The 24,651-nt window shown below is 43.2% G+C and carries 31 protein-coding genes; 17 read left to right on the top strand and 14 right to left on the bottom strand.

From position 1 onward, the window contains the following. Window positions 1-45 precede the first annotated feature (45 nt). From ACYVBM_RS07760 to ACYVBM_RS07740, 5 genes are all read left to right on the top strand, one after another. Window positions 46-519, top strand: coding sequence for a regulatory protein RecX (locus ACYVBM_RS07760; protein WP_460685069.1), 474 nt, complete (start codon window positions 46-48; stop codon window positions 517-519). Window positions 520-936: 417 nt separating this feature from the next. Then, the gene (locus ACYVBM_RS07755) at window positions 937-1,764 is read left to right on the top strand and encodes a nitrilase family protein (RefSeq protein ID WP_460685068.1); all 828 of its coding nucleotides are present in this window, start codon (window positions 937-939) and stop codon (window positions 1,762-1,764) included. A 46-nt stretch (window positions 1,765-1,810) separates the two neighbouring features. Continuing rightward, window positions 1,811-2,143 carry a PadR family transcriptional regulator gene (locus tag ACYVBM_RS07750; protein ID WP_460685067.1) on the top strand — a complete coding sequence of 111 codons (333 nt, stop codon included), beginning with the start codon at window positions 1,811-1,813 and terminating at the stop codon, window positions 2,141-2,143. Next, window positions 2,136-2,831 (top strand): hypothetical protein, encoded by a 696-nt coding sequence (locus ACYVBM_RS07745; RefSeq protein WP_460685066.1) that lies wholly within the window; start codon window positions 2,136-2,138, stop codon window positions 2,829-2,831. The genes ACYVBM_RS07750 and ACYVBM_RS07745 overlap by 8 nt, the downstream gene beginning before the upstream one ends. A gap of 7 nt (window positions 2,832-2,838) precedes the next feature. Then, window positions 2,839-3,531: a hypothetical protein gene (locus tag ACYVBM_RS07740; protein WP_460685065.1), complete on the top strand. Its 693-nt coding sequence runs from the start codon at window positions 2,839-2,841 to the stop codon at window positions 3,529-3,531. Here the strand turns inward: ACYVBM_RS07740 and ACYVBM_RS07735 are convergent. The 4 genes from ACYVBM_RS07735 to ACYVBM_RS07720 form a co-directional block, all read right to left on the bottom strand. Then, complete coding sequence (locus ACYVBM_RS07735; protein WP_460685064.1) at window positions 3,528-4,358, bottom strand: S41 family peptidase; 831 nt, start codon at window positions 4,356-4,358, stop codon at window positions 3,528-3,530. The genes ACYVBM_RS07740 and ACYVBM_RS07735 overlap by 4 nt on opposite strands. Next, complete coding sequence (locus tag ACYVBM_RS07730) at window positions 4,358-4,903, bottom strand: hypothetical protein (protein WP_460685063.1); 546 nt, start codon at window positions 4,901-4,903, stop codon at window positions 4,358-4,360. Before ACYVBM_RS07730 ends, ACYVBM_RS07735 begins: the two co-directional genes overlap by 1 nt. 169 nt (window positions 4,904-5,072) lie before the next feature. Continuing rightward, on the bottom strand, window positions 5,073-6,104 hold the full coding sequence (thiL, locus tag ACYVBM_RS07725; RefSeq protein ID WP_460685062.1) for a thiamine-phosphate kinase: 1,032 nt from the start codon (window positions 6,102-6,104) through the stop codon (window positions 5,073-5,075). A 69-nt stretch (window positions 6,105-6,173) separates the two neighbouring features. Beyond that, window positions 6,174-6,944 (bottom strand): inositol monophosphatase family protein, encoded by a 771-nt coding sequence (locus ACYVBM_RS07720; RefSeq protein WP_460685061.1) that lies wholly within the window; start codon window positions 6,942-6,944, stop codon window positions 6,174-6,176. A 986-nt stretch (window positions 6,945-7,930) separates the two neighbouring features. Between ACYVBM_RS07720 and ACYVBM_RS07715 the strand changes: the two genes are divergently transcribed. From ACYVBM_RS07715 to trxA, 8 genes are all read left to right on the top strand, one after another. Beyond that, window positions 7,931-9,463 (top strand): GH3 family acyl-acid amido synthetase, encoded by a 1,533-nt coding sequence (locus ACYVBM_RS07715; protein ID WP_460685060.1) that lies wholly within the window; start codon window positions 7,931-7,933, stop codon window positions 9,461-9,463. A gap of 40 nt (window positions 9,464-9,503) precedes the next feature. After that, a complete protein-coding gene (locus ACYVBM_RS07710; RefSeq protein ID WP_460685059.1) occupies window positions 9,504-10,139 on the top strand; it encodes a LysE family translocator in 636 nt (211 codons plus the stop codon). A gap of 51 nt (window positions 10,140-10,190) precedes the next feature. Further along, on the top strand, window positions 10,191-10,886 hold the full coding sequence (mtgA, locus tag ACYVBM_RS07705) for a monofunctional biosynthetic peptidoglycan transglycosylase (RefSeq protein WP_460685058.1): 696 nt from the start codon (window positions 10,191-10,193) through the stop codon (window positions 10,884-10,886). A 77-nt stretch (window positions 10,887-10,963) separates the two neighbouring features. Then, window positions 10,964-11,398 carry an OsmC family protein gene (locus ACYVBM_RS07700; protein ID WP_460685057.1) on the top strand — a complete coding sequence of 145 codons (435 nt, stop codon included), beginning with the start codon at window positions 10,964-10,966 and terminating at the stop codon, window positions 11,396-11,398. A gap of 115 nt (window positions 11,399-11,513) precedes the next feature. Then, on the top strand, window positions 11,514-11,717 hold the full coding sequence (locus tag ACYVBM_RS07695; RefSeq protein WP_460685056.1) for a YgaP-like transmembrane domain: 204 nt from the start codon (window positions 11,514-11,516) through the stop codon (window positions 11,715-11,717). 1 nt (window position 11,718) lies between these two features. Further along, the gene (locus tag ACYVBM_RS07690; RefSeq protein ID WP_460685055.1) at window positions 11,719-11,955 is read left to right on the top strand and encodes a hypothetical protein; all 237 of its coding nucleotides are present in this window, start codon (window positions 11,719-11,721) and stop codon (window positions 11,953-11,955) included. A gap of 5 nt (window positions 11,956-11,960) precedes the next feature. Next, complete coding sequence (locus ACYVBM_RS07685) at window positions 11,961-12,167, top strand: DUF6132 family protein (protein ID WP_460685054.1); 207 nt, start codon at window positions 11,961-11,963, stop codon at window positions 12,165-12,167. Continuing rightward, window positions 12,164-12,457, top strand: coding sequence for a thioredoxin (trxA, locus tag ACYVBM_RS07680; protein WP_460685053.1), 294 nt, complete (start codon window positions 12,164-12,166; stop codon window positions 12,455-12,457). The genes ACYVBM_RS07685 and trxA overlap by 4 nt, the downstream gene beginning before the upstream one ends. On the opposite strand, the gene ACYVBM_RS07675 is transcribed toward trxA, so the two are convergent. The 5 genes from ACYVBM_RS07675 to ACYVBM_RS07655 form a co-directional block, all read right to left on the bottom strand. Then, a complete protein-coding gene (locus tag ACYVBM_RS07675; protein WP_460685052.1) occupies window positions 12,454-13,101 on the bottom strand; it encodes an AAA family ATPase in 648 nt (215 codons plus the stop codon). The two genes, trxA and ACYVBM_RS07675, sit on opposite strands and share 4 nt — an antisense overlap. Window positions 13,102-13,200: 99 nt before the next feature. Beyond that, on the bottom strand, window positions 13,201-13,821 hold the full coding sequence (gene pnuC / locus ACYVBM_RS07670) for a nicotinamide riboside transporter PnuC (RefSeq protein WP_460685051.1): 621 nt from the start codon (window positions 13,819-13,821) through the stop codon (window positions 13,201-13,203). A 237-nt stretch (window positions 13,822-14,058) separates the two neighbouring features. After that, window positions 14,059-14,883 (bottom strand): MBL fold metallo-hydrolase, encoded by an 825-nt coding sequence (locus ACYVBM_RS07665; RefSeq protein ID WP_460685050.1) that lies wholly within the window; start codon window positions 14,881-14,883, stop codon window positions 14,059-14,061. A gap of 252 nt (window positions 14,884-15,135) precedes the next feature. Continuing rightward, the gene (locus ACYVBM_RS07660; RefSeq protein WP_460685049.1) at window positions 15,136-15,267 is read right to left on the bottom strand and encodes a hypothetical protein; all 132 of its coding nucleotides are present in this window, start codon (window positions 15,265-15,267) and stop codon (window positions 15,136-15,138) included. A 236-nt stretch (window positions 15,268-15,503) separates the two neighbouring features. Next, window positions 15,504-16,223, bottom strand: a complete 720-nt coding sequence (locus ACYVBM_RS07655; protein WP_460685048.1) for a DsbA family oxidoreductase — start codon at window positions 16,221-16,223, stop codon at window positions 15,504-15,506. A gap of 373 nt (window positions 16,224-16,596) precedes the next feature. Here ACYVBM_RS07655 and ACYVBM_RS07650 point away from each other — a divergent pair, with 373 nt between their 5' ends. After that, window positions 16,597-16,956: a winged helix-turn-helix transcriptional regulator gene (locus tag ACYVBM_RS07650; RefSeq protein ID WP_460685047.1), complete on the top strand. Its 360-nt coding sequence runs from the start codon at window positions 16,597-16,599 to the stop codon at window positions 16,954-16,956. A gap of 146 nt (window positions 16,957-17,102) precedes the next feature. Here ACYVBM_RS07650 and ACYVBM_RS07645 read toward each other — a convergent pair whose 3' ends face one another. Together ACYVBM_RS07645 and ACYVBM_RS07640 are read right to left on the bottom strand one after the other, a co-directional pair. Next, complete coding sequence (locus ACYVBM_RS07645) at window positions 17,103-17,678, bottom strand: response regulator (protein ID WP_460685046.1); 576 nt, start codon at window positions 17,676-17,678, stop codon at window positions 17,103-17,105. Between the two features lie 146 nt (window positions 17,679-17,824). Continuing rightward, window positions 17,825-18,634: a NifU family protein gene (locus tag ACYVBM_RS07640; RefSeq protein WP_460685045.1), complete on the bottom strand. Its 810-nt coding sequence runs from the start codon at window positions 18,632-18,634 to the stop codon at window positions 17,825-17,827. 133 nt (window positions 18,635-18,767) lie between these two features. Here ACYVBM_RS07640 and ACYVBM_RS07635 point away from each other — a divergent pair, with 133 nt between their 5' ends. From ACYVBM_RS07635 to ACYVBM_RS07625, 3 genes are all read left to right on the top strand, one after another. Next, window positions 18,768-20,471 carry an OmpA family protein gene (locus tag ACYVBM_RS07635; RefSeq protein ID WP_460685044.1) on the top strand — a complete coding sequence of 568 codons (1,704 nt, stop codon included), beginning with the start codon at window positions 18,768-18,770 and terminating at the stop codon, window positions 20,469-20,471. A 61-nt stretch (window positions 20,472-20,532) separates the two neighbouring features. Beyond that, entirely contained in the window at window positions 20,533-21,378 is an 846-nt protein-coding gene (locus ACYVBM_RS07630; RefSeq protein ID WP_460685043.1) for a vWA domain-containing protein, read from the top strand. A gap of 85 nt (window positions 21,379-21,463) precedes the next feature. Beyond that, window positions 21,464-21,823, top strand: coding sequence for an arsenate reductase family protein (locus tag ACYVBM_RS07625; RefSeq protein WP_460685042.1), 360 nt, complete (start codon window positions 21,464-21,466; stop codon window positions 21,821-21,823). 3 nt (window positions 21,824-21,826) lie between these two features. Here ACYVBM_RS07625 and ACYVBM_RS07620 read toward each other — a convergent pair whose 3' ends face one another. From ACYVBM_RS07620 to ACYVBM_RS07610, 3 genes are all read right to left on the bottom strand, one after another. Continuing rightward, window positions 21,827-22,162 (bottom strand): DUF983 domain-containing protein, encoded by a 336-nt coding sequence (locus tag ACYVBM_RS07620; RefSeq protein WP_460685041.1) that lies wholly within the window; start codon window positions 22,160-22,162, stop codon window positions 21,827-21,829. A gap of 160 nt (window positions 22,163-22,322) precedes the next feature. Beyond that, window positions 22,323-23,201 (bottom strand): AraC family transcriptional regulator, encoded by an 879-nt coding sequence (locus tag ACYVBM_RS07615; RefSeq protein ID WP_460685040.1) that lies wholly within the window; start codon window positions 23,199-23,201, stop codon window positions 22,323-22,325. A 109-nt stretch (window positions 23,202-23,310) separates the two neighbouring features. Next, window positions 23,311-24,588 carry a TCR/Tet family MFS transporter gene (locus ACYVBM_RS07610; RefSeq protein WP_460685039.1) on the bottom strand — a complete coding sequence of 426 codons (1,278 nt, stop codon included), beginning with the start codon at window positions 24,586-24,588 and terminating at the stop codon, window positions 23,311-23,313. Window positions 24,589-24,651: the final 63 nt, after the last annotated feature.

Here is a 24,651-nt window from a genome sequence, read left to right as displayed (position 1 = left end):
TGTGTTATCGCATTGTGCAATAACGTGAAGGATAACTTTTGATAAATGAACCATTCCGATCAGCAGTTAACAAAAGAGCAGGCTTTACAAAAGATGCGGCAGTACTGCGCTTATAGTGAAAGGTGCCATAACGATGTAGTAAGCAAACTCTATAATCTTGGCGTTTGGAAAAAAGATCATGATGAAATAATAGCCACTTTAATTGAAGAAAATTATTTGAACGAAGAACGGTTTGCCAAAGCTTTTACAGGCGGGCACTTCAGAACAAAACATTGGGGACGCAACAAAATAATAGCAGCATTAAAACAGAAAGCAATAAGCGCTTATTGTATTAAAAAAGGAATGCAGGAAATAGATGAAGCTGATTATAACGCCGCTTTGGAAAAGCTGTTCCATGATAAATGGCAAAGCCTCAAAGGCACACAAAACCGTTTTGCCAGGATGAAAAAAACATCCGATTTTTTATTGCAAAAAGGATATGAAGCTCATTTAATAAACCCGTTGTTCAATAAAGTATAGTGTTAAGTCGAGTATGTTTTGTAGGGGTGAGGCATTAATAATCTCAAATTATGTTCTTTGAAATGACAAGTTTTCTTTTTCCACTTTTTTCCCCGAACGCTTTCGGGGCCAAAAAGATGAAGGGCAACCGGGAATTGTCGCAAGCTATTTCCGGTGGGAATTACTATCTGCGGTGTGCCTGGCAAATCGTCAATGAATACCCGTCTGACCAGACAGGCAGGTTTGCTTACGCCTGGTTTTATTTTCCGCGTTGGGGACGGCCTTGAAACAAAAGTGGAAAAACATGAATTATAGAAATTTGACTATTTTATACTTAAACCGCTTGTCATTAACGGCTTGTCGAACCGGCCTTCGACAGCACTTTTTGCATCGGGCAACAGACAATATTTACTGACATATCAATAGTTTGATAATATAATGAAGGACCAGCTTACAATAACACTTATTCAAACCCAGCTATTTTGGGAAGACAAACCGGCCAACCTGCAAATGCTCGAAGACAAGATCAGCAGCATTTCCCAAAGAACCGAAGTTATAGTGTTGCCCGAGATGTTTTCAACCGGGTTCACGATGAATGCAAAAGGAATGGCCGAAACCATGGATGGGCCTTCGGTTGAATGGATGAAAAAGATTGCCGCACAAAAAAAAGTGGTTTTAACTGGCAGCCTCATCATTAAAGAACAGGACGAAGAGGGGGTTGATGCTTACTTTAACAGGTTGATCTGGATGTTGCCAAACGGCCGGTATGGCATATATGATAAGCGGCATTTATTTGACTATGCGTGCGAGGGCGATCATTACACCGCGGGAGAAAAAAGGTTGATCGCCTCAGTCAACGACTGGAAAATAAACCTTCAGGTATGTTATGACCTGCGTTTCCCTGTGTGGGCAAGACAAACACCCCCCCACCATTTGGAGAGGGGGACAGGGAGTGAGATTGGATACGATGTACTGATGTATGTGGCTAACTGGCCGGAACGCCGCAGCCATGCCTGGAAAACCTTATTGCAGGCACGGGCTATTGAGAACCAGTGTTATGTAATTGGCGTTAACCGGGTGGGCAATGATGGCAATACTATTTATCATAGTGGCGACAGTATGGTGATAGATCCGCTGGGAGAAGTGCTATATCATAAAAAGGATGAGGAAGATATTTACACCATTACCTTAGACAAACGCCATTTGAATACAGTTCGCGAACAGTTTCCTTTTTTGAAAGATGCAGATGATTTCAAAATATTTTGATACCTAATTTTCTTATGTATTGGTAAATTATGTATCTTTACGATACATGAATAAGTCCGGATTATATAAAGGCTGCCTGGAGCCGATTCTTTTAAAGTTATTAGATGAGCAGGGCCGCATGTATGGCTATGAAATTACCCAAAAGGTAAAAGAACTAACCGCGGGTGAACTGACCATTACCGAAGGGGCGTTGTACCCGTTGCTGCACCGGCTGGAGGCAGAGGGTGTGCTGGAAGTGGAAATGGAAAACATAGGCAACCGTATAAGGAAATATTACAGTCTTACCAAAGCGGGTAAAAAAGAAAAATCAAGGGCTTTAGCAGAATTAGAAAGCTTTAAAAATACACTGCAGTTATTGTTAAACCCCAAGCTTGCTTAAGATGCTGACCATCGGGCAAATACAGGAATTAGAAGACCTTTGTTATGCAGAAGGGATCTATTTCTATGATGTGCGCATGGAGATGACGGATCACCTGGCGCAGGGTATTGAGCAGAAAATAGCAGAACGGCCGGGTTTAACTTTTGACGAAGCGATGAGAGAAGCAGCACAGTCATTAGGAGTGTACGGGTTTCATAAAATTGCTGGTGAAAAAGAGGCCCTGATAGCAAAGGCATTAAGAAAAAGGCAGCGTATATTATTTTGGGAATATTTTACCCTGCCTAAGCTCCTCGGGTCCTGTCTTTTGTTTTTAACCCTTGCCTCCCCGTATTTATTGTTTAAAACATCTGTTGATTTAAATATAAAAATAAATATGATCGGGTCTGCTGCTTTTATAACTTCAGCCGGGCTATATACTCTTTTTACATTTATCAGGCCGGGGCAGCAACTGATCTCACTTCCGCCTCTGTCCCGCTTTAATTGGTTAATACTATGGGTTTCGCTCATTAATGGTACAAATCTCCTGAGAGACCATAAAAATGAAGGTTGGTTTAATTCGACCTGGTTTGTGATGGTTTTCTCGTTTATGATGACTATATCAATACTATTTGCCCTGGCCTGGATGAGTACTTATAATAAGGCATATAAAGAGGCCCGTAAAAATTATCCCTTAGCTTTTGAAAAATAAAACGCTTATGCTTACGGAAGAACAAATACAATACCTGTACAAATTCTGTGAGAAAAAAGGCGTTCGCTATTATGACCTTCAAACAGAATTAGTAGACCACCTTAGCGAAGCTATTGAAGCGAAGATAGCAGCCAATGCTGCATTAAGTTTTGACGAGGCGCTGATGAGCGTATATAAAGGTTTTGGCATAACCGGTTTTTCGCGTGTAATAGCTGAAAGAGAAACTGCATTGACAAAAAGCTACAACAGGGCACGGTGGCGGTATTTTAAAGATTTTTTTACTTATCCGAAAATAGCTGTTTCGCTGCTGCTGTTCTTTCTTTTAAACGCGCCTGTTTTTATTTTTAAAATTTCCAGCCTTAAATCATATCACCTGGGGATAGTGCTTATTGCAGTTCTTTTCGGTTTGTTGCTTTGGGCATCTACATTAAGAGCATTTAAAAAACCTGCAAGAAAGCTAATGGTTTTGAAACGCTATGGAGCGGGTTTTGGCATATTCGGCGCTATGCTTCAGGTTCCTAATTTGTATTATTTGGTTTTAAGAGGCTGGGATATCAATATAAACAATCTAAAGGTGCATATTGCTGTATCTTGTTTTGCCGTATTATTGATATTAGTGAGCCTTGCCGAATACTATGCTTATGCAAACGCGTACCGGGAGGTAAAAAAACGATATCCGCAGGCGTTTACAGGTAGTTAGGGTTTGCTTTTTATCAGCTTCTTTACTTTATCCATTTTATAGTCCCTACCCATTCGTATCGCTTCTAGGTTCGTTCCTGCATAAATGTCGGGCTGTACACCCCGCCCGTCATGGGGAAGGCTTTTATTCATTACATACCGGAATAAAGGAAATCTTAGGCGCACTGCAGTTTCGGGCAGCGTAGCCATAGGTATTTGCCAGGCGCTGTTGCCATAAGCCGCTCCACCTGAAGGCTCTCCAACAATAGTTACATGAGGCTGACCTTTTAAAATACCCAATACCATAGTGCTTGCCGAATAACTGCGCCCACCGCTCAGCAGGTACACCTGCCCGTTAAAATGGTTGTGCTTTTTAGGTTTGAAGAGATGCCGCTCGAAATACCGGAAATGCCGTCTGCCGTTTTTGTTGTTGGTATTGGCCCGAATAAAGAGGTTGACCCAAAAACTATTATGGATGTATGGGTTGTATTTCAGCTTTGCTGCGGTAGCATATAGAGAATCTCCTGCTTTATAATTTTTGTCCGTAAGCCTCCTGAGGAGGTAATTGGCATTATCTACCCTTCCCCCACCATTTAAACGCAGGTCAATAATAAGATTTTTGATCTGCTCCTTTTTCAGCGTACTGAAAGATCTGCGGAAAAATCTTTTGAGCTGTAATTGCCCAGAAAAACTGTTCAGTTGCATTATTGCATAGCCACTATCTATATTTATTTTCAATTGCCTGGCGTTTTTCAGGCGTTCGGCTTTGGATATTTTTTTCTTTTTTGCGATGGCTTTTTGCTGCTTTGCAGAAAGGCTGTCTGTTTTAACCGGTAAAGGCTTTAACACTACCTGCTTTTTATAACCGGCGGAATCGGTATAGCGGATGTCAAACTGTTTTTTTGCCAGCCATATAAAGCAGTGTACAGGGAACCGAAATAAGTACCGCTGCTGAGTAGCTGGTTCTTTGCAACAAGGTTCCCTCCGTCAGCAGGCATAAAGCGGTACATGGTGTCTAAAAGATATTTTACAGAACGCCCGTTGATGGAATCAATTCTATCACCACGACGAATGGAAGCGTTTTTATAGATGCCCGAAATAAAAGCCGCAGAATCGTTCCACACTTTTACGCTAATGGGAAATGTAGTTTTACCTTTTACAGTATCACTGTATTTTTCATAATATTTTGACACCATTACAGAAGTATGCCCGCATTCAATCCTGGCTACTGCCAGCGCTAATATTTTTCTAAACTCATATTCAGTTAAGCTGTCTTTCAACATTTGCCTGCCTGCATTGAAAGTACTGTCCATAGCTGGTTTAGGAGTGTACCAGTACAGGCCTGGGTGCCGCGCTTCCAAAATGCTTTGAAACAGGCTGTAGTCTCGTTGCAATTGTGCAGCACTGTATTTTTTATGGGGATTGAAGGCCTGTTTTGAAGTGGAACAGGAGCATATTAAAAAAAGCAAAAAAACGAACAGTAATAACGGGCGCTGCACATAATTGTGGGTGCTGCTATTTCTATAAAAAATATTCTTTAAACACATTCAGTTCAGAACAAATCTATTTCAGCGGGTTCCAGCCCTGTGCTGTTATTTTATGCCGCCCTCCTCCTTTGGTAATAATGGTACTGCCTTCCTCCGGCTCTGCCATATAGCCTATAACGCTTATCTGCGGGTTGTCTTTGATTTTATCGTAATCGTTTTGCGTTACTGTAAAAAGTAATTCATAGTCTTCGCCGCCACTCAGCGCGCACGCCGTGGGGTCTATCTCAAATTTAAAGGCTGCTAAACGGGTTTCTTCGGCTATGGGTATTTTCTCTTCGTACAATACACAACCCATGTTGCTTTGCTTACAGATGTGTAATATTTCGGAGCTTAGCCCGTCGCTTATATCCATCATAGCAGTAGGAATAATTTCCTGTGCGGCAAAGAAATCAATGATATCTTTCCTGGCTTCGGGTTTCAACAGGCGACCGATCACATAGGTTTCCTGTTCCAGGTCGGGCTGTACGCCCGGGCTTTCGAGAAAAATTTTCTTTTCCCTTTCGAGGAACAGAAGGCCTATATAGGCGGCGCCCAGGTCTCCGGAAACGCAGAGCAGATCTCCTTTTTGAGCGGTACTGCGTTTAACAAATTTATCTGGTGTTACTTCCCCAAGGGCCGTTACAGAAATTACAAATCCCTTTTGTGAGGTAGTCGTATCTCCACCAACAAGATCTACACCATAATGATTACATGCCATATACACGCCATCGTAAAATTCATTCAGCGCCTCCAGGCTTATGCGGTTGCTGATGCCCAGGCTCAGGGTAACCTGTGTTGGCATGGCATTCATGGCATATACATCGCTAAGGTTTACTACAATGCTTTTATAACCCAGGTGCTTGAGCGGCGTATACATCAGGTCAAAATGCACCCCTTCTAAGAGAAGGTCGGTGGTAACTACGGTTTGCTTGCCAAAATGGTCTATTACTGCCGCATCATCGCCCACGCCTAATAAGGATGAAGCATTTTGCAATTCTATATTTTGGGTAAGATGGTCGATTAAACCAAATTCTCCCAGGTCCGATATTTCTGTTCTCTCTTTGTTCATTTGTTTTGTATGCTAAAAGCTTAATGTGTAAAGCATGAGGCATCAAGCCTTGCGCTTTACGCTGCCTGCTTACTTATCGTTAATCACTCCCAGCAGCTGCTCATGTATGAGTCCATTGGTCGCTACAATTTTTTGTTCGTAAGGGCTGTAGCGGTTGCCCTCAAAATCAGTTACTTTTCCACCGGCCTCTTCTGCAATCAGAAACCCCGCCGCGCTATCCCAGGGCTGCAGCTTATGCTCGTAAAACCCATCCAGCCGGCCGGCGGCTACCCAGCACAAGTCAATAGCAGCGGCTCCCAGCCTGCGTACCGGAACCCCTTCGCGTATAAACCGTTCAAACACCTCAAGAGGCCCGTTATTTTGCTGGATATAGGTATAAGGGAACCCGGTTACCAAACAGCTTTTCATTACATCGGTTTCTGCGCTTACTTTTACAGGCTGACCGTTAAAGGTGGCGCCCTGCCCTTTTTCAGCAAAAAACAGCTCGTTCATGTGAGGGTTGTACACCATGCCCAGTATCATTGATCCCTTAAATTCTATTCCGATCGAAACACAATTGATCGGGATGCCGTGTGCGAAGTTGATGGTTCCGTCAATGGGGTCAATGATCCATTTATAGTCCGAATCCTGTGGTAGCTCACCGGTTTCTTCGGTAAGAATATAATGATCGGGGTAGTGGCTCCGGATCACTTCCAGTATAGCTTTTTCTGATGCATGGTCTGCGGCGGTAACCAGGTTGTTGCGGCCTTCTTTATATTTTATTTCGAAGGTTTGATTGAAGTATTTAGATACCTGCTCTCCCCCGGCCATAACGGCTTCGTGTAATACGCTTTTTAACATGGCGCAAAGATAATGAAGCCTGTGGTTTTGGCATCGGGAAGTCAAGGGCACGGACGCACAAATTTAATCTGGCAGATTCAGATCTTTACCAGCCGAAGTATGGTACACCACGAATTCCGGTGTCGTGCGCGGCACCTATTCGTGCATTTGTGGAGTCAAAACTCTGACCTGATCGAAGAATTTGGTAGTATAATAATTATCTCTCATTCAAAGATTCTGCATATCGCAGGAGGTGGATTTTCCCCTGTAAAAAACGGGTATTTTCCCGTTTTTTTAAACGCTTATTTGTACTTTCTTTGTGATGCAACACTTTAAGCCCTCTTAAATATACAGTATGACCCACTCTTTGATTCGTTTTTTTACAAATGAGCCAATACCAAAACAACTGCAAACAGCTATTGAAGAGCTGAAACAAAAGCAAAGCGGCGAGCGTTTATTTAAAAAAGACCGGCATCTTTTTATACTGGGGACTTTTTTTCTGTGCGTTTTTCTGTGCCTGATTGCCCTCCTTGTTTATAGTCTCATCGTCTTATTTTAAACAGGGCGTAATTTTACAGTAATTACAACAGGTATTATTCCCTTTTAAATCTTGCTTTGATCCGGTTTTGAAACCGGGGTACCTGGCTGTATTTCAGGCTTCAACCACCTTTTCCCGGCAGAGGAGCCTTCCTTGTAAAATTTTATGAATAAAGACATTGGTATACTGGTAATTTGAAGAAAGGCGTTTATAAGGAATGCAAGGTTTTCGCGGTTCATTTGATGTGAGGCGTATTAAGAAAAGTACACAGAACAGGCAAGGAAAACAGTGATACTGCCTGATATTTATGTAATTGGGAAAAAGTTTTTGCTGATGGACCGGCTGATTGCTTTACATATACGGGCATGTAAAAAAATTGTAAGGTTTACAGAATAAAAAGATCAATAAAAGTCCATTTTTCACAAAATCGTATCTTGCGTCTTTCGGGATAGTGCAAGTACAGTTGTTTATGGCATCAATTATTGATATTAAAATACCAAAAGCGATTGCGAAGGCCCTGGGTCTTCCTAAATCGGATGCCCGTACACAACAAAAAAGGGTGCTTAAAAAATTGCTAAAAAAGGCAAGATTTACAGAATTCGGCCAAAAATATCACTTTGACAAAATTTTATTAGGCAAAAATACAGAGCATGATTTTCAGCAGTCGGTGCCGGTTTTTGACTATAACAGGATATACTCCGAGTGGTGGAAGAAAACGCTGGATGGTGTACCGGATGTAACCTGGCCGGGAAAAATTGAATATTTTGCCCTTAGCTCGGGAACATCTGAGGCGGCAAGTAAATATATACCCATTACCAGTGATTTGTTGCGCAGCAATACCATTAATTATATTAAACAGCTAATAAGCGTTTTCTCTTACCAGGAAGCTAATAAAAAAGCATTGCGCAAAAGTTTCCTGATGATAGGCGGTACTACCGATCTGCAAAAAAGTGAGATGGGATGGTATGCCGGTGATTTAAGCGGTATCCTGGCGAAAAAGCGCCCTTTCTGGTTTCAGACTTTTTATAAACCCGGTGTAAGAATTGCCGCTATGAAAGACTGGAATGAAAAGCTTAAGGAAATTGTGGAGCATGCCGGGGATTGGGACATAGGCTATATTGTGGGCGTTCCAGCATGGTGCCAGATGTGTATGGAAATGGTGATAGAAAAGTATAAGCTCAATAATATACATGAGATCTGGCCCAACTTTGGGGTTTTTGTACATGGTGGCGTTTCTTTTCAGCCCTATAAAAAATCTTTCGAGAAACTATTAGGCAAGCCTATCGTATATATTGAAAACTATCTTTCCAGCGAAGGCTTTATTGGCTATAAAATGAAGGAGCATGCCCTGGGAATGCAGCTTATAACCGACAATAATATCTTCTTTGAATTTGTTCCCTTTGATAATAAAAACTTTGATGCGGACGGTAATGTTTTGCCCGAAGCCCGGGCGTTACTGATTGATGAAGTTACATATGGGAAAGATTATGCCATCTTATTAAGTACCAATGCCGGTACCTGGCGCTATTTGATAGGAGATACCATCCGTTTTTTAAATGTAGAAAAATGTGAAGTAATGATTACCGGGCGCACCAAGCATTTTCTCAGCCTGGTAGGCGAACACCTGAGCGTGGAAAATATGAACCGGGCTATTGAAGAGGCCAATAATCATTTTAATATCAGCATTCCGGAGTATACTGTAACGGGGTTTCCTTATAAAAACTATTTTGCACACAAATGGTACATTGCTACCGATGATAAGGTGAACGCCTGCGAATTGCTGAAGTTTATTGACGATACGCTCAAAAGGATCAATGATGATTACGCTACGGAAAGAACCAGTGCTTTATCTGATGTATTTATCGAGATACTGCCCGAAGAGAAATTTTTAAAATTTATGGAGCTTCGGGGCAAGCTGGGCAGCCAGCATAAGTTTCCCAGGGTTATGAAAGGCAATATGCTAGAAAGCTGGGATAAATTTCTGGCAACGGGAAAAATTTAACTTCCATGCTTAAAAAAACTTTACTAATCTTGCCCGCACTATGATTGAAGGCTTAATTAAAGGATTAACCTTAGGGCTGTTATTAAGCATCGCAGTCGGGCCGGTACTTTTTTCCATTATAAAGCATAGTATAAATGTGGGCCATAAGGGTGGGCTGGCTTTTGTAGCAGGTGTTTCTGCAAGCGATATCACACTTGCTTTTGTGAGTAATGCTTTTTCTGCAATGTTCGAAATTATCAGCGAGTACAAGCAAGTGATTGGTATCATCGGCAGCTTGTTTTTAATGGTGATCGGCGTGTATTTCCTGCTTTTTAAAAAAGTAAAAATAAACGAACAGGGAAAAGCCATCCAGATCACTTTCCGAAAACGCGACTATGCCACCATGTTCCTGTCGGGCTACCTGATGAATACCCTTAATCCTTCGGTTTTTCTTTTTTGGTTAACGGCTTCCACCTCGTTTATCAACCATACCATAGAAGAGCGGATCATCATTTTTACTACCTGCCTTTTAATGGTGCTTGGTGCTGATATTGCCAAAGTAATGCTTGCGGGTAAAATACGTAACCGCCTAACCCCGCACAATATCCAGCTTATTAACCGCATCAACGGCATTATACTTATTGGCTTTTCAATAGCCCTTATTATGGGGTTGCTGCTTTATAAAACACCGCAATAATTCAGGATTTTCAACAGTTTAACCATTAACTTTTCTATATCTTGCAATGCAATGAGGCTGTTCAAAAGAATATGGAGATTTTTAAAGCGAACTTTTATAGTGCTTTTTATTAGCCAGCTGGTTTATATCGTTGTACTGAAATGGATAAATCCTCCTGTAACTTTAACACAGCTGATCAGTTTTATTGAAGGGTATGGTATGAGCAAAACCAATGTGAAGCTTTCCCAGATGTCGTTCAATGCAAAGCTTGCTGTAATTGCTTCAGAAGACCAGCTGTTTCCCGATCATAGCGGTTTTGACTGGAAAGGCATTGCCAAGGCAGTGGAGTATAACCAGAAAAAACCGGGCCGTATCCGTGGAGGAAGCACTATTAGCCAGCAAACAGCCAAGAATGTTTTTTTATGGCAGGACCGGAGCTGGATCAGGAAAGGCCTTGAAACCTATTTCACCTTTATGATCGAAAAAATATGGGGTAAGAAAAGGATACTGGAAGTGTACCTGAATGTGGCAGAAACCGGAAAAGGTATTTTTGGTATAGAGCAGGCTGCTCAAACCTATTTTGGTAAACCAGCCCTCAACCTGTCTCAATATGAAGCAGCCGCCATTGCTGCCGCGCTTCCCAATCCTAAAAAATATACGGTAAAACCTGTGAGCTCCTATGTTTCTGCACGCAGTAAAAAAATAATGCAGCAAATGAATTTTATAAGGCCCGACAGGGATATACAGGCTATTATCGGCGATAAATAAAAAACTTCTTTTTGTGTGACAAAAGTAACAATCTGCTGTTAGCAGTAGTCGTTTCTTTGCTTTATAAAAAGAAATATATGTCACAGGAACATTTTTATGAAGTTAATATCCAATGGAAAGAAGGACGTGTTGGCGAACTTTCATCGCCTGTACTGAACGAAACTATTGAGTGTGCCACGCCACCGGAGTTTCCTGACGGGGTGCCGGGTATATGGTCGCCGGAGCATTTATTTGTAGCCGCAATTAACAGCTGCTTTATGGCTACCTTTTTAGCTATCAGCCATAATTTTAAAATGGATGTGGCTTCTTTCGATTGTAAAACCACGGCAAAGCTGCAAATGGTGGACGGGCGCTACCTGGTTACACAGGCGGAGATGTACCCTTGTGTAACACTAACAGATCCCGGGGGTGATAGGGAAAAGGCACTCAGGGTTCTTGAAAAAGCAAAGAATGGATGCCTGGTAACCAATTCTATGAAAACAGAAGTATTTATGTACCCTTCGGTTAATTAAGAGATTGTACCTGCAACAGCATGATGGTGTCAGCATCGAACGGCAGGCTTATTTGGGCATACTTCCAATTTGGGAAAACAAGCGATCTGATTATAAAAAACAAAATAATGTTCTGATGAAAAAGAATATGGGCCTCACAGACAAAGTAATCAGGGTAATAATAGCCATTGTTATAGCTGTTTTGTATTTTACAAATATGATAACAGGAGCTGTCGCTGCAATATTGCTGATACTTGCTGTTCTGTTTCTGCTTACTTCTTTTCTAAGTCTTTGTCCGCTGTACCTGCCTTTTGGTATTACCACCTGCAAAAAGAAATAATATGAGCAACTTTTTAAGAAGATGGGATGTTATTCGTATAATAAGGCTGTTACTGGGTATAGCCATTATTGCGCAAAGTGTAAGGTCGGGACATTGGGGGCTGCTGATAGCTGGTATTTTGTTCTCATTAATGCCTGTATTTAATATAGGTTGTTGTGCCGGCGGTAATTGTATTACCCATACGCGGAAAGTACAGCGTACGAAAAGCAGCGATATTATTTATGAAGAAATAAAATAGATCAGATGTCTTTTTTGAAGAAAAATATACTACCCTTTGTTGGGGTGCTAACGGGCGCTTTGGCTGGTTTTTTGTACTGGAAGTATATAGGATGTAATTCAGGAACCTGCGCTATCACTTCAAAGCCATTGAACAGTGCTGTTTATGGTGCAGTAATGGGCGGGTTGCTTTTTTCGATGTTTACAAAAGAAAAAAAGAAAGAAAGAAAATGACATTTCATGAAATTATTAACCAGGAGAAACCGGTTTTGGTAGATTTTTTTGCTGAATGGTGCGGCCCTTGTAAAATGATGGCCCCAACCCTTAAAGAATTAAAAGAACGGGTAGGTGATACTGCTGCTATTATAAAAATTGATGTAGACAAAAGTCCGCAGGCTGCCGCCCAATACCAGATACAGGGCGTACCCACTTTGATTCTCTTCAAAAACGGGCAGCCCGTTTGGAGACAATCGGGGGTGAGGCCGTTGAGTGAGCTGGAAAATGTGATCAAGCAAAACGTTTAACGTTCGGTTGATAGCAGCCGCTCAACTGCCTCAATTGCTATCTGAAAGCGCGTTTCATTATTACCCTTTATCTCGGCCCAGGGAGTATTTTGGTTGATGAGAATATCCTTATAAATATGAAAGAGGGTTTCCCGCACCTCCCAATCGGGATATTCGCGCAGCTCGTCTTTTACCCAGGGCAGGTCGGTATTGCAAAGCAGATACAGATCATATTTCCTTGTAACGATCTCATCTAAAATAAAGCGGTGGCATTTTCCAAATACAAACTCGCACCACACTTTCATAACGTACATATCGGTGTCTAAGAAGAGAAGTCTGGAAGTCCGGCAGCCCAAAGACTGAAGACCTAAACCCGAGGATCCGAAATATTCAACCGCTGACTTCTGATCCCGTGCCTCCGATAGCGGCCTTCCGGCCTTCCGGCCCTCCGACTTTCTGACACTTTCAATAAATTCATCTTCCAGCCTCAACTGTCCCCTGGCTATTACGGCCAGGTCGTCAAAGCTGTAATCAGTGCCGTGTTCCAGCAAGTATTCCCTGGCATATTCGGGGCACCACAGCGTATGGTAATGGCTGGCCAGCTGTGCGCAAAGAGTGCTTTTGCCGGTACTTTCGGGGCCTATTATGACGATTTTTCTGATCATTGAAATGGGTTTGCCTGATTGCTGAATAAATAACCGGGACGATGAAGAGTGCGACGCAATTTAGCATCATAGCAGCACTGAAGCCCGGTTGATACAAAATTATTTTGCCGCCTTTTTGCTCCATTCCATCAGTCCGCCAATGGCCAGCAGCAATAATACAAAATAATAAACGCTGGTAAATACCAGTCCCTTTACAAAGTAAAGGGGCATACCGCAAATATTGGTAATGATCCACCAGTACCAGCTTTCCACTTTCTTTTTGGCCATCAGCCACATACCCGTAAAAGCACTTGCAGAGGCCAGCGCATCGACCCATGGAATAGCCCCGGGTGCAAAATCTTTTTTCAGGTAGCTTAGGGCGAAAAATATGCCCGTATAAAAAAATGCGAAAAACAAAACATGTACAGACCATTCTTTGGAAGAAGAAAACCTGATGGTAACAATATGCTGTTGTTTTTCATCTCTGCGGGTCCACAGGAACCATCCATAAATATTCATAACCGTGTAATAGAAGTTTACAGAGGCTTCACCCAATAAGTGATATTTGAAACTAAGCCAGATATAAATGATTGTATTGAGCAGGCCGGTAGGATAAACCAGTATATTTTCTTTTTTGCTGTACCAAACACTGGCAATACCGGCAAATACCGCTATGTATTCGGGAATGGAAGTGGCTTTAAGCCCCGTTATGAACTGGTCGGATATCTCCTGGATGGGCAATGGTTTTTTTTCAAAAATATACAATCAGGCAAAAAGCTGCGTAATTAATTACACAGCTTTTACAGCTCTTATAAACGGGGTAAGCCCGCTTACCCCGGAAGGAGTTCGCAAAGATAAACCCGTGTGGATTTAACAACGATCAGAAAACAACGCCGGAAAAATAAACCAGGCTTAAAAAGTTTCGGTTATATGCTTGCTACGAAGGTGTAAATAGCTTTAAACAGAGCCAGGGCGTTGTTAAAACAAAGTCAACTGTTGCAGCATGAGCGGAATACCTGGGCAGGGTGACTTATTGCCGGAAACGGTATAAACCGGTGTTTCCTGGTATCGGGAGGCAATTACAATATTAGTGGTGGTAGCCTGTGCATGAAACAGATCGCGAACCAGGTCCGGGTGGTTGTTGTCGGCTGAAAGATGAGAAAGAAACAGGTGGCTCATATGCGCTGATCTGCAGGAAAGAAAAAGATCCAGCGCTTCTTTATTGGATAAATGTCCACGGCCGCCGCGGATCCGTTTTTTAAGGTGATAAGGATACCGGCCACTCTCCAGCAACACTTCATCGTAATTGGCTTCCAGGAAAGCCGCATGGCATTTTTTGAAATGCGTACTGATGTTTTCGCAGACTTTCCCGATATCCGTAAAGATGCCGATGCAGGTGTGGTGATCCTCCACGGTAAAGCTATGCGGATCTGCCGCATCATGATATTTCAGGAAGGCATTGATCATGAGCGCGCCAACAGGAACGGGCGTTCCTGCGAACAGTGGGCGTACCAGGTCCGGATCCAGTTTAAGGCCTGCGTGACGCAACGTTCCGGGAGAGATGTATACCGGGAGCTGATGTTTACGGGATAGCATTTCCAGGCCCCTGATATGATCGCTATGTTCGTGTGATATGAAGATAGCTTTTACTTTCTTCATCGCCAGCCCCAACCGGTACATTCTTTTCTCCGTTTCCCGGCAGGATAAGCCGGCATCTATCAATACCGCTTCCTCATCGTTACCGATATAATAACAGTTACCATTGCTGCCCGAATTCAAAGCCGTAATATAAAGGCTGGTCATGCTGCAAAATACGCTCTTTTAGTTAAAACAGATTCATGGCCTGGTCAGGAAATATTCAGTCCGCAGATTTGCCTGGTAAAACGCATTGTAGCTGCTTTTGGGTTTACAGTTATCATGCATTTGAAAAGAGAAGAATGCGTTCTTCATCACCCGACAGCTTTATTGTTTTCCGCGCATACGCCACCTTTCTTTATAACGTATACGCAATGGTGCTGATTTTGACCTGATAGGCGTTAGTGATATCTCAAATATTTAATAGGCTGCTGTAAAACGAACCTGGCGATGTATAGGGTTTTCTACTTCATCAGCAATCACTACAGCCACATCTTCAACAGAAAGTACATTTTTTCCTGCTTCATCCAATACCGGGCAGTCGCACACCAACGATTATAAAACGATGTACTCCTGCTTGCTTCACAGCTTCCTGAATCGCTTTTGATCCCTTCATAAAGTCTTCAAGAAGATTTGGATTTGCTGCTGAAGGACTAAATGCGTTTATTACAATGTCATTTCCTACCAACGACCATGTTGTTTCTATTCACTAATTCGTTTGTAATTTGGCTACCTACAAATCCGGTAGCGCCAATAACGGCTATTTTCATTTTTTATATTGTTAGCGGTTACCCGCAGGTTCCATCTGGCTGGCACGCCCTGCCTTCCATAATCTCTAACGGATTCCCGGGATGATTTTTGCGCCACTCTTTCATCGATTTTTGTAAAACCTCGAGAAAGGCCTTCGGGTCCTGTGCCCCTGATACCGCGTACTTTCTGTCAAAGACAAAAAATGGCACACCCGTTACACCAAGCTGCTGCGCTTCGTTAATGTCCTGCTGCACTGCGTCAAGATAGGTTTCATTTTCCAGGGCATTTCTTAATGCCACTGCATTCAAACCAATCGCTTCGCCTAATGCTGTCAGAGTATTGATATCATCGATATTTTTTCCATCCGTAAAATAAGATCGGAACATCAGCTCTTCCGCCTCACTGCCCTTGCCATTTGCTTTGGCAAAGTGCTGGAACTGATGTGCTTTCAATGTATTGGCAGGTATTGCTTTTTCAAAATGATAATCCAGTCCTGCTTCTTTCGCCATTAACGTTGCATATCCATTTATTTGTTTCGCCTGATCGGGGCTGATCCCCTTCTTTTCAACCAAAACATCGTCTATGCTTCTTCCCGGCTGCGTTTGTAAGCCGGGCATCAGCTGAAAACTTTTCCATTCAATTGCTACATCGTTTTTATCAGCAAATTCGTTTAAGGCTGTTTCGAATTTTGATTTTCCTATATAACAAAACGGACATATTACGTCACTCCATATCTCTATTTTCATTTTTTTACTCATTTTTAACCGGTTTTTTAAACTAGCAGTTAATATATCATGCGTACAACAGATCAACCACCAAAATAGCCAGCACAACTACGAGCCTGTTTAAATTTTGTTATTGGGATTTATTATGCAGTTATTTTTGAGCGAAACGAGGCGAATTTTGCAGTCATAGTAGGTCACTATGACGAAAAATTCAACGAAGTTGCAGCCAAAAAGAACCATAATAAAGCCAATGAATAATTTTTAAACAGGCTCTAATAAAGACAACAGTTTTATAGAGCGCGGCGGGATATTTTTTACTAAAAGCAAAAGTACCAAATTATACTTACTTTTGTATAGTACTATACGAAAGTATATCTACGCTATACGGCAACTTAGTATTATCATTATGGAACTACCAGATATCAATGTCATTAAAAAATGTCCCGAATCTTATATGCTGGCCATTAACGACGCTTTGAATGTGCTGGCAGGTAAATGGAAATTGCCCATTATGGCATCTCTGCAATTTGGTAAAAAACGCTTTAAAGACCTGGAAAGAGAAATTCCCAGGATTACACCCAGAATGCTTTCCAAAGAATTGAGAGACCTGGAAATGAATGGCATGGTAACAAGAACGGTGTATGATACGTTCCCTGTAACGATAGAATATGAGTTTACTGAATCGGGGAAATCTTTTAAAAAAGTACTCGATTCAATGGTGAAATGGGGAATAGAACATAGAAAAACGGCATTAAAAGCGGAGTGAATTTTTGCAGAGCGCAGTGCACGGTGCAGTATTACAAACCGACTCATGTGCCCGGTGATAAAATAATTAGCCGGCAATGTTTGGACGGGGACGCCTGCCGGTCATTCTCAAGGAAGTGCTGCGAAATGAGCGGGGAGGAGCTTACTTTACGGGGTAAAAATATTTTTTTCCAGGGCGTAAAGTACCAGGCCGGCAACATTCTTCGATCGTGTTTTTTTGAGGATACTGCGGCGGTGGTTGTTGATGGTGAGGGGCGACACGTACAGCTTTTGGGCGATCTCCTCGGTTGAATATTGCTGGCATATCAGTATCAGTACTTCCTTTTCCCGCGCAGTGAGTGCCTCTTCCTGGTAAAGCGACCGCCTGCTGAGCAGCAGCTCAAAAAGCTGCTGACGGATTTCTTCACAGTAGTACTCTTTGCCCCGCTGAATTTGAACCAGCGCAGCCCTTACTTCCTGTATGGAACGGCTTTTAAGCAGGTAGCCATTGATGCCTGCATCGTACATATGCAAAATATCGTACGGACGGGCGGAAACGGATAGCGCAACAATCGGTACCTGGTTGTTTTGCTGGCGAATGCCCTTAACAGTATCCAGCCCGTTCAGCTCAGGCATATCAATATCCATCAGGATCAGGTCTGGCTGTTCCTGTTCGAGAAGTGTCAGTATTTCTTTTCCATTGCAGGCCCGGAGTTGACCACTGGAAATTATCCGGCAAAACATCTTCGAACAAGCATGCTGCGTGTAACAATTCAGCTTTCATGAGATGCCGAAATGAAGAAACCCGCTATAGCAGCGGGTTTCAATGTTTGTTAACATTTTTATAGGGTCGCTCCTCGCGTCCCATTTGGAGGGAATAGGCAGGGCGCTTATTCTGCTTCTGCTACCACTTCTTTCACTTCGGGTATCATACGCTTCATCATGCCTTCAATTCCTGCTTTTAACGTGATCATAGAAGATGGGCAACCACTGCAGCTTCCCTGCATCATCAGGTTTACCACGCCTTCATTATAGCTTTTGAATTGTATAGCGCCGCCGTCCATTTCTACGGCAGGCTTTACATAGTTCTCCAGTAGTTCCTTAATGCGTTTTACCACATCATCATCATCAGCCAGCACTTCGTTGCTGCCTTCTTTTTTCACTTCCACAATCTCATCTTCATTAATTACCGCTTTTCCTTCTTCCAGATAATCCTTTAAAAACTGGCGGATAGAAGGTGTTATATCCATCCATTCTGCATCCGCGGTTTTAGTGAGCGTAACAAAATTACTGGCAATAAATACTGCTTTAATAAACGGGAAACCAAACAGTTCTGTTGCTAAGGGAGACGGTTTTGCACTTTCCGCATCAGGAAAATCAATGCTTTTGCCAGGATACAAAAGCTTGTTGGCCACAAACTTCATTGTCTCCGGGTTGGGAGTCATTTCGGTATATATACTAATTACGGGATTACCTGTTTTGATCATAACTGAGAAAATTAATATGCAAAGATAACAAATCTTTCGGGGAATGGTTGGGGCTTTTTCAGTTTTCAATATCGCCAGAGCGGCGGAAGCGAAGACGTCCAGCCCCGAACGGTACGCCTGCCCGACAAAGTCCATTTTGTCGGGGATGGGATTTGCACAGTAGGGGATAATAACGCCGGGTGATCTCAGAAAACCCAGCTGCAAAGCAGCCATAGTTTGCATTTTTTTATCAAAAAATCGAAAAAGGGGTAACAATCTTTCCTGCCTGCTGATATACCGGTAAACAAACTCAACGCAGGGATGCCGAAAACTGGAAAGAGTAGGCGTTATTTAAAATACTTTAGTTATGAAAAAGATTGCTTTTTTAATTGTAGCACTGCAGGTGCTGATAGCGGCTTCGGCGCAGCACTTCAATAGCAAACCCTTTTCGGGTTGGTATACCGCCCTGCATGGAGGTTATGATGTATTGCCTTTTTACAATAACAATACGCCTTATATTGATTACCAAGGAGGTTTATATGCCGGGGCATCGGTAAACTATTACTGGAACTGGATTGGGCTGGGTGCTGATTTTGACTATATACAAAACCAGCCAAAAAACACTTATGTGGCCGATGCCGCCATTTATCCCAATGTAAATCTTTCCGAAAACAAGATCACGCGCATGTTTTATGGCCTGGGTCCTTCTTTTAAATACCAGCGCAGCCAGCAATTTGCTGCAGAATTATTGCTGCGCGGCGGTTTGAGCTCGGTAAAAGGCGGGCTTACCAGCCTGGCTTCTACCTCTCCGGTCCAATTGCTGAACTTTCATGCCGGTTACGATGCAAAGTCCGTTTTTGCTGCCAAGGCGCAAGCTCAGCTCAGTTATTATTTCTCTTCTTCGGTAGGCGTGCATGCCGGAGTGTATTATATGCGTCATTTCAATACTCCCGAACTCACCGATCCTGGCTATGGTTTTTCAGCAGCCTACCTGCCGGCAGGTTCAAAAGCTGGCAGTGCGCAGCCATCGCTGGTTACCCGCACCCACCCCTGCAACTGCAATATCAGCTCTTTAGGCGCTTTTGCCGGTGTAAGCCTTCGCCTGCCTAAAAAAACACCAAAACCTCAACCCAAAGAAGCGTGCAATACCTGCGATAATTATGCTTTGGCTGTTACTGCCAGGGATAAATACACGAAAGAGATTTTGCCTAATACCGATGTGGTGATAAAAGATGCTTATGGCAATATTATTAACACAGGAGCCACTAATAATTATGGTGTGGTAGTGTTCAATAATATGAAGCCGGGAAATTATACTATTGCCGGGAAACTTTTTGATGTGGATCTTGAAGGCGCTGTAGCCGTTCAAACCGATTTTGCACCTAACGCCACCGTTCAAAAAGAAATTTTATATACAGATGACCGGTTTATTTTAAAAGGACAGGTGATAGAATGCAATGCCGCATCTCCTTTAACCGGGGCTTCGGTTGTGTTAACCAACAACGCGATTGCCGAGCAAAAAACCACCAGCACCAATGAAAAGGGCACTTTTATATTCCATGCGCTGCAAAATGCCAGCTACGATATCTATGCTAAAAAGAACAATTATTTCTCGCAGACAGAAACCGTTGCCACCCAAAACTTCGACCGTAACAAAACCCTGTTCATTAAGCTGGAAGTATGCATGGAAAAAACAGATTGCGGCAAAGGCATTGTGCTGAAGAATATTTACTACGACCTGGATAAATATTTTATCAGGGAAGATGCTAAGCCTGAACTAAACAAGCTCGTACAGTTTATGAAGGATAACCCGGGTGTTAAGATCGAGCTTTCATCGCACACCGATTCGAGAGCGTCTGACAGCTACAACATGACCTTATCGCAAAACCGGGCCAATGCAGCGGTAGACTACCTGGTAACCCAGGGTATTGCCAAAAGCCGCCTGATACCGGTTGGTTACGGCGAAAGGCAATTGCTGAACAGGTGTAAAGATGGCGTAGACTGCAGCGAAGCCGAGCACCAGCTCAACCGCCGTACCGAAATGAAAGTGATCTGCCCCGATAATCAATAACCCCTGAAACCCGGAGGCTGTGAAAGCAGCCTCCTATTTTAAAATCTTTAAAATTTATATCATGAAAACGATGTTTAAAAATATAGCTTTCCTGTTCCTGTTTATTATTGGAGCACAGGCCTGCCAGAAAAGCAGCGAAATATGTGCTTACGATGAAGCGCCTGCCGGCTGTGATGCGGGAATGGATGTGGTGTTTTTGATTGATTATACCGGCAGTATGGGCGGCGCCATAGACTCCATTAAAAAGGAAGTAAATAATATTGTAAACACAATTGTTACAGAATCGGGTGGCGATTACCGTTTGGCGCTGGGTCTGTTTGATGAATATCAAAAAGGTACGGGGCCTTCGTACAGCGCCAGCCCTGCTTTTATGGCCCTGCCGGGTAGTCAAAAAAAGGTGATCACTTCCGGTACAACCACCGACCAGCACCTTACGATGATGGAGGCATTTGCACCGGCCAATGCCAGCAGCTTTGCCACCCAGCTTTCCTTTTTGAACAATAATCCTAATATGCCAATGGGATGGGGTATTGGAGGTCCCGAGCCTGGCGATCTGCTGCTGAACGAAGTTTTAAACAATGGTTTTGCAGGCGCCTGGCGCTCCGGCAATATTACCAAACTGGCTATTATTATTACCGATGCTCCTGCGGGGGGCAATGATGACAATGCCACTGCTGCAGATGATGCCTATTTGCAGAACCTGGCAACAGTGGCCAATAATATGGGCGTGCAATGTGTATTACTAACCACTTTCAGCGGTAATCCTACCTACCCGGCCAACTACCAGCTGCAGCTGATCAACAATAATACCGGTGGTTCTGCCGTCGTAGCACCTACTTTTAGTAATATCTCGGAAGATATCATTGCCCAGATCGAGCATATCTGTGATAAAAACCAGCGCAAATAATATTCCTGCTCCTTAGTCCTTTCTCCGTCAAAAGCCGTCCCGCCCGGGGCGGTTTTTATTTAAACCACTCTTATCTTTGGCCGATATGAAAAAGAAAATTTATTACCTGGCCACCTGCTCTACCTGCGAGGGTATTATGAAGGAGCTGAACATTAATGAACAAACCGGCTTTGAGCTGCAGGACATCCGCACGCAAAAGATCACCCCTTCGCAAATAGATGAAATGCGCCAGCTGGCCGGCAGCTATGAGTCTTTGTTCAGCCGCCGGGCGCTGAAGTATAAGGAGCTGGGACTAAAGGATAAAAAACTGACAGAGCAGGACTACAGGAACTATATACTGGAGCATGACACCTTTCTGAAAAGGCCGGTTGTTATTATCGGGGATAAGATTTTTATCGGCAGTGAAAAGAAAAATGTGGAGGCGCTGAAAGCTGCTTTACAGTAATGATCACCAGTTATTGCCCTGCTCTTTATTTAACCGTTCCAATTGTTGCCGGACAGGGTTGGTTCGCCAGTCTTTGTCGTATTTTACAAATACCCATAACCACATGGTACGCGCCAGCCGCATTAGTATGGGCTGAAGTGCCACCAGGAGGATGCCGTTGAATACCAGCCAGTAAAAAATACGATTGTCTTGCACGCCAAGCCCTATAAAAACCCACCAGGCAATCAGGGATGCAACGCTGATGGCAATTCCCAAACCATAGCTGATATAGCCGCTCCCGTAGAAGAAGCCTACTTCCAGCTCAAACGGCTGGCCGCATACGGGGCAGGGTTCGTTCATTTTCATGGTTTTTGAAAGGTGATAGGGATTTTTTTCGCGGAACATGTTGCCAATGCGGCAGCGAGGGCATTTGCATTGAAAAACCGTAAGAAACCCCGGATTGCCTTCCGTTACTTTTGTGCTGGGTATATTTGTTTGTGAATGCATGTATGATAAAATTTTATTGTATTTGCTTTCTGAATTCGAAAGGCGTGAGCCCGGTATTTTTTTTAAAGAACCGGTTGAAATAAGAAGCATCTTTAAAATTGAGGACTGTTGCGATCTGTGCTGCACTCATTTCTACGTTTATTAACAAGCGCTTGGCTTCAAGCAGCACCCTGTCGCGTATCATTTCACCGGCGCTTTTGCCGGTAAGGTCGCGGCACAAAGCATTCAGGTGGTGTGGTGTAATGTACATCAGCGATGCATATTCGCCGGGCAGCTTTAGCTCGCGGTAGTTTTTTTCAATGAGGTTTTTGAAGGTTTTTAGTACCAGTATCTTTTGTTTGGGAACTGCTGCCGGGGCATTGTTTTCCGATGCTTTTTCAAGAAGAAGCAATAATCGCAACAGCAACACTTTTATAAGATCTTCCTGCACTGCTTCTTTATGAACCATTTGCTCCATTTCACCCAATAGCATTACCGCCGAACCGGTGTATGCTGTGTTGAGCTGAATTACCCCGTCATCACAACTGCCGCTGAAGAAAGGGAACCGGTCGAGGTAGTGCGCATTTAATAAAAAAGACTTAAAGTAGGTTTCGGAAAAGTTGACCACATAGCCTTCCACACCGTTTTTAAACAACCAGCTATGCACCTGCCCGGGCACCATACAGTAAACCTGCGCTGCTTTAACCGGGAAGGTCTTAAAATCTATCGTATGTTTCCCTTCACCCTGCGTGAATAAAACTATGTGATAAAATGAATGCCGGTGCGGATGGCTAAGGCGGTCATAATGTTTGCCGATATAACTATCCAGCTTTTCAACCAGGATCTCGGTTCTGTTGTTTAGCGTGTTATTTTCTGCCAGGTTGCAGATATTATAAACCGGGAATGCTGCCATTGTTATTTATACTTTGCAAAGGTACAATAGCCTGATAAAGGCTGATGTACCTTTTTGTACAATAAATGGCACTAAACGGAGAAACAGGTGAAAATCGAGACCACGTTCACTAATGGTTCAAAGTATCTCCGGCCAAAGAAGGCTCTTCCGGCTGCTTTGCCGGTTCCAGCTTCATCCTTCCTTCACCGCTTAAAACCTTCCAGGCAATCATTATACTGATCAGCATAAAAACAGCACCTAATAAAAATGGCGCGCCCGGAAAATGTATAGCGGAGTTCTTATGGGTGGTATAATTAAATAATCCTGTCATAATAAGCGGGCCGAATATGGAGGTAAGGCTCATCAGGCTGGTAAGGCTGCCCTGCAGCTGTCCCTGCTCATTGGATGGCACATGCCTGGTGATAATGGATTGCAGCGCAGGCCCGGCAATTCCGCCCAAACAATAGGGAATTAAAAATACATACATCATCCAGCTTTGGTTGGCAAACGCAAATAGCGCTAACCCAATAGCGTAAAGAAATAGGCCAAGATAAGTACTTTTTTCATCGCCCAGCCGGGGGTTGATAAAGCGGATGAGGCCTCCCTGCACTGCACCTACCAATACACCAACTATGGCTAAAGAAAAGCCTACCTGCTTTTCTGACCAGTTAAAAACATACATGGTAAAGTAATTCCAGTTGCTTTGTACCGCATGTGCCGCCAGGTATATAAAAACAAAAGATACAACAAGACCCGATATGGTTTTATGAGTTCTTAAAAACAGAAGCGAGCCTACCGGGTTGGCTTTTTTCCAGCTAAAAGGCCTTCGGTTTTCAGGTTTTAACGATTCCGGTAAAACAAAATATCCGTATAGGAAATTAAGAAAACAAAGAACTGCGGCAGCGTAAAAAGGTGCTCTTAAACCCCAGCTGGCCAGCAGGCCGCCTAGTGCAGGGCCTAATACAAATCCCAGACCAAAAGCCGCTCCGATAAGGCCAAAGTTTTTCGCCCTGTTCTCATCAGTGCTTATGTCTGCTATGTAAGCGCTGGCGGCGGTAAAGCTGGCGCCGGTAATGCCTGCCAGTACCCGGCCCACAAAGAGCAGCGCATAATTGTGTGCTAAAGCCAGGATAATATAATCTACGCAAAAGCCTAAAAGCGAGATCAATATTACCGGGCGCCTTCCAAACCTGTCGCTGAGGTTTCCCATCAGTGGAGCGCATAAAAACTGCATAGCCGCAAAAACCGACACAAGATAGCCACCCCAGCGGCTGGTTTCGTTCAACGGTATATGCTTAAGCTGGACCAGTAGTTCCGGCATTACAGGAATGATCAATCCCCAGCCAATTACATCTATAGTAAGTGTAATAAAGATGAAGCCGATGGCAGCACTTTTTGTAGTTTTCATTTGAAGTTAAAAATAAGGCTGCAAAGATGGGAAAAAGTCCGCAAGTTGAGAAGTCCGGGGTCC

The organism is Niabella aquatica (assembly GCF_054779315.1).
Note: the sequence above shows the minus strand (reverse complement) of the source record. Positions and strands in the feature narration are given on the sequence as shown.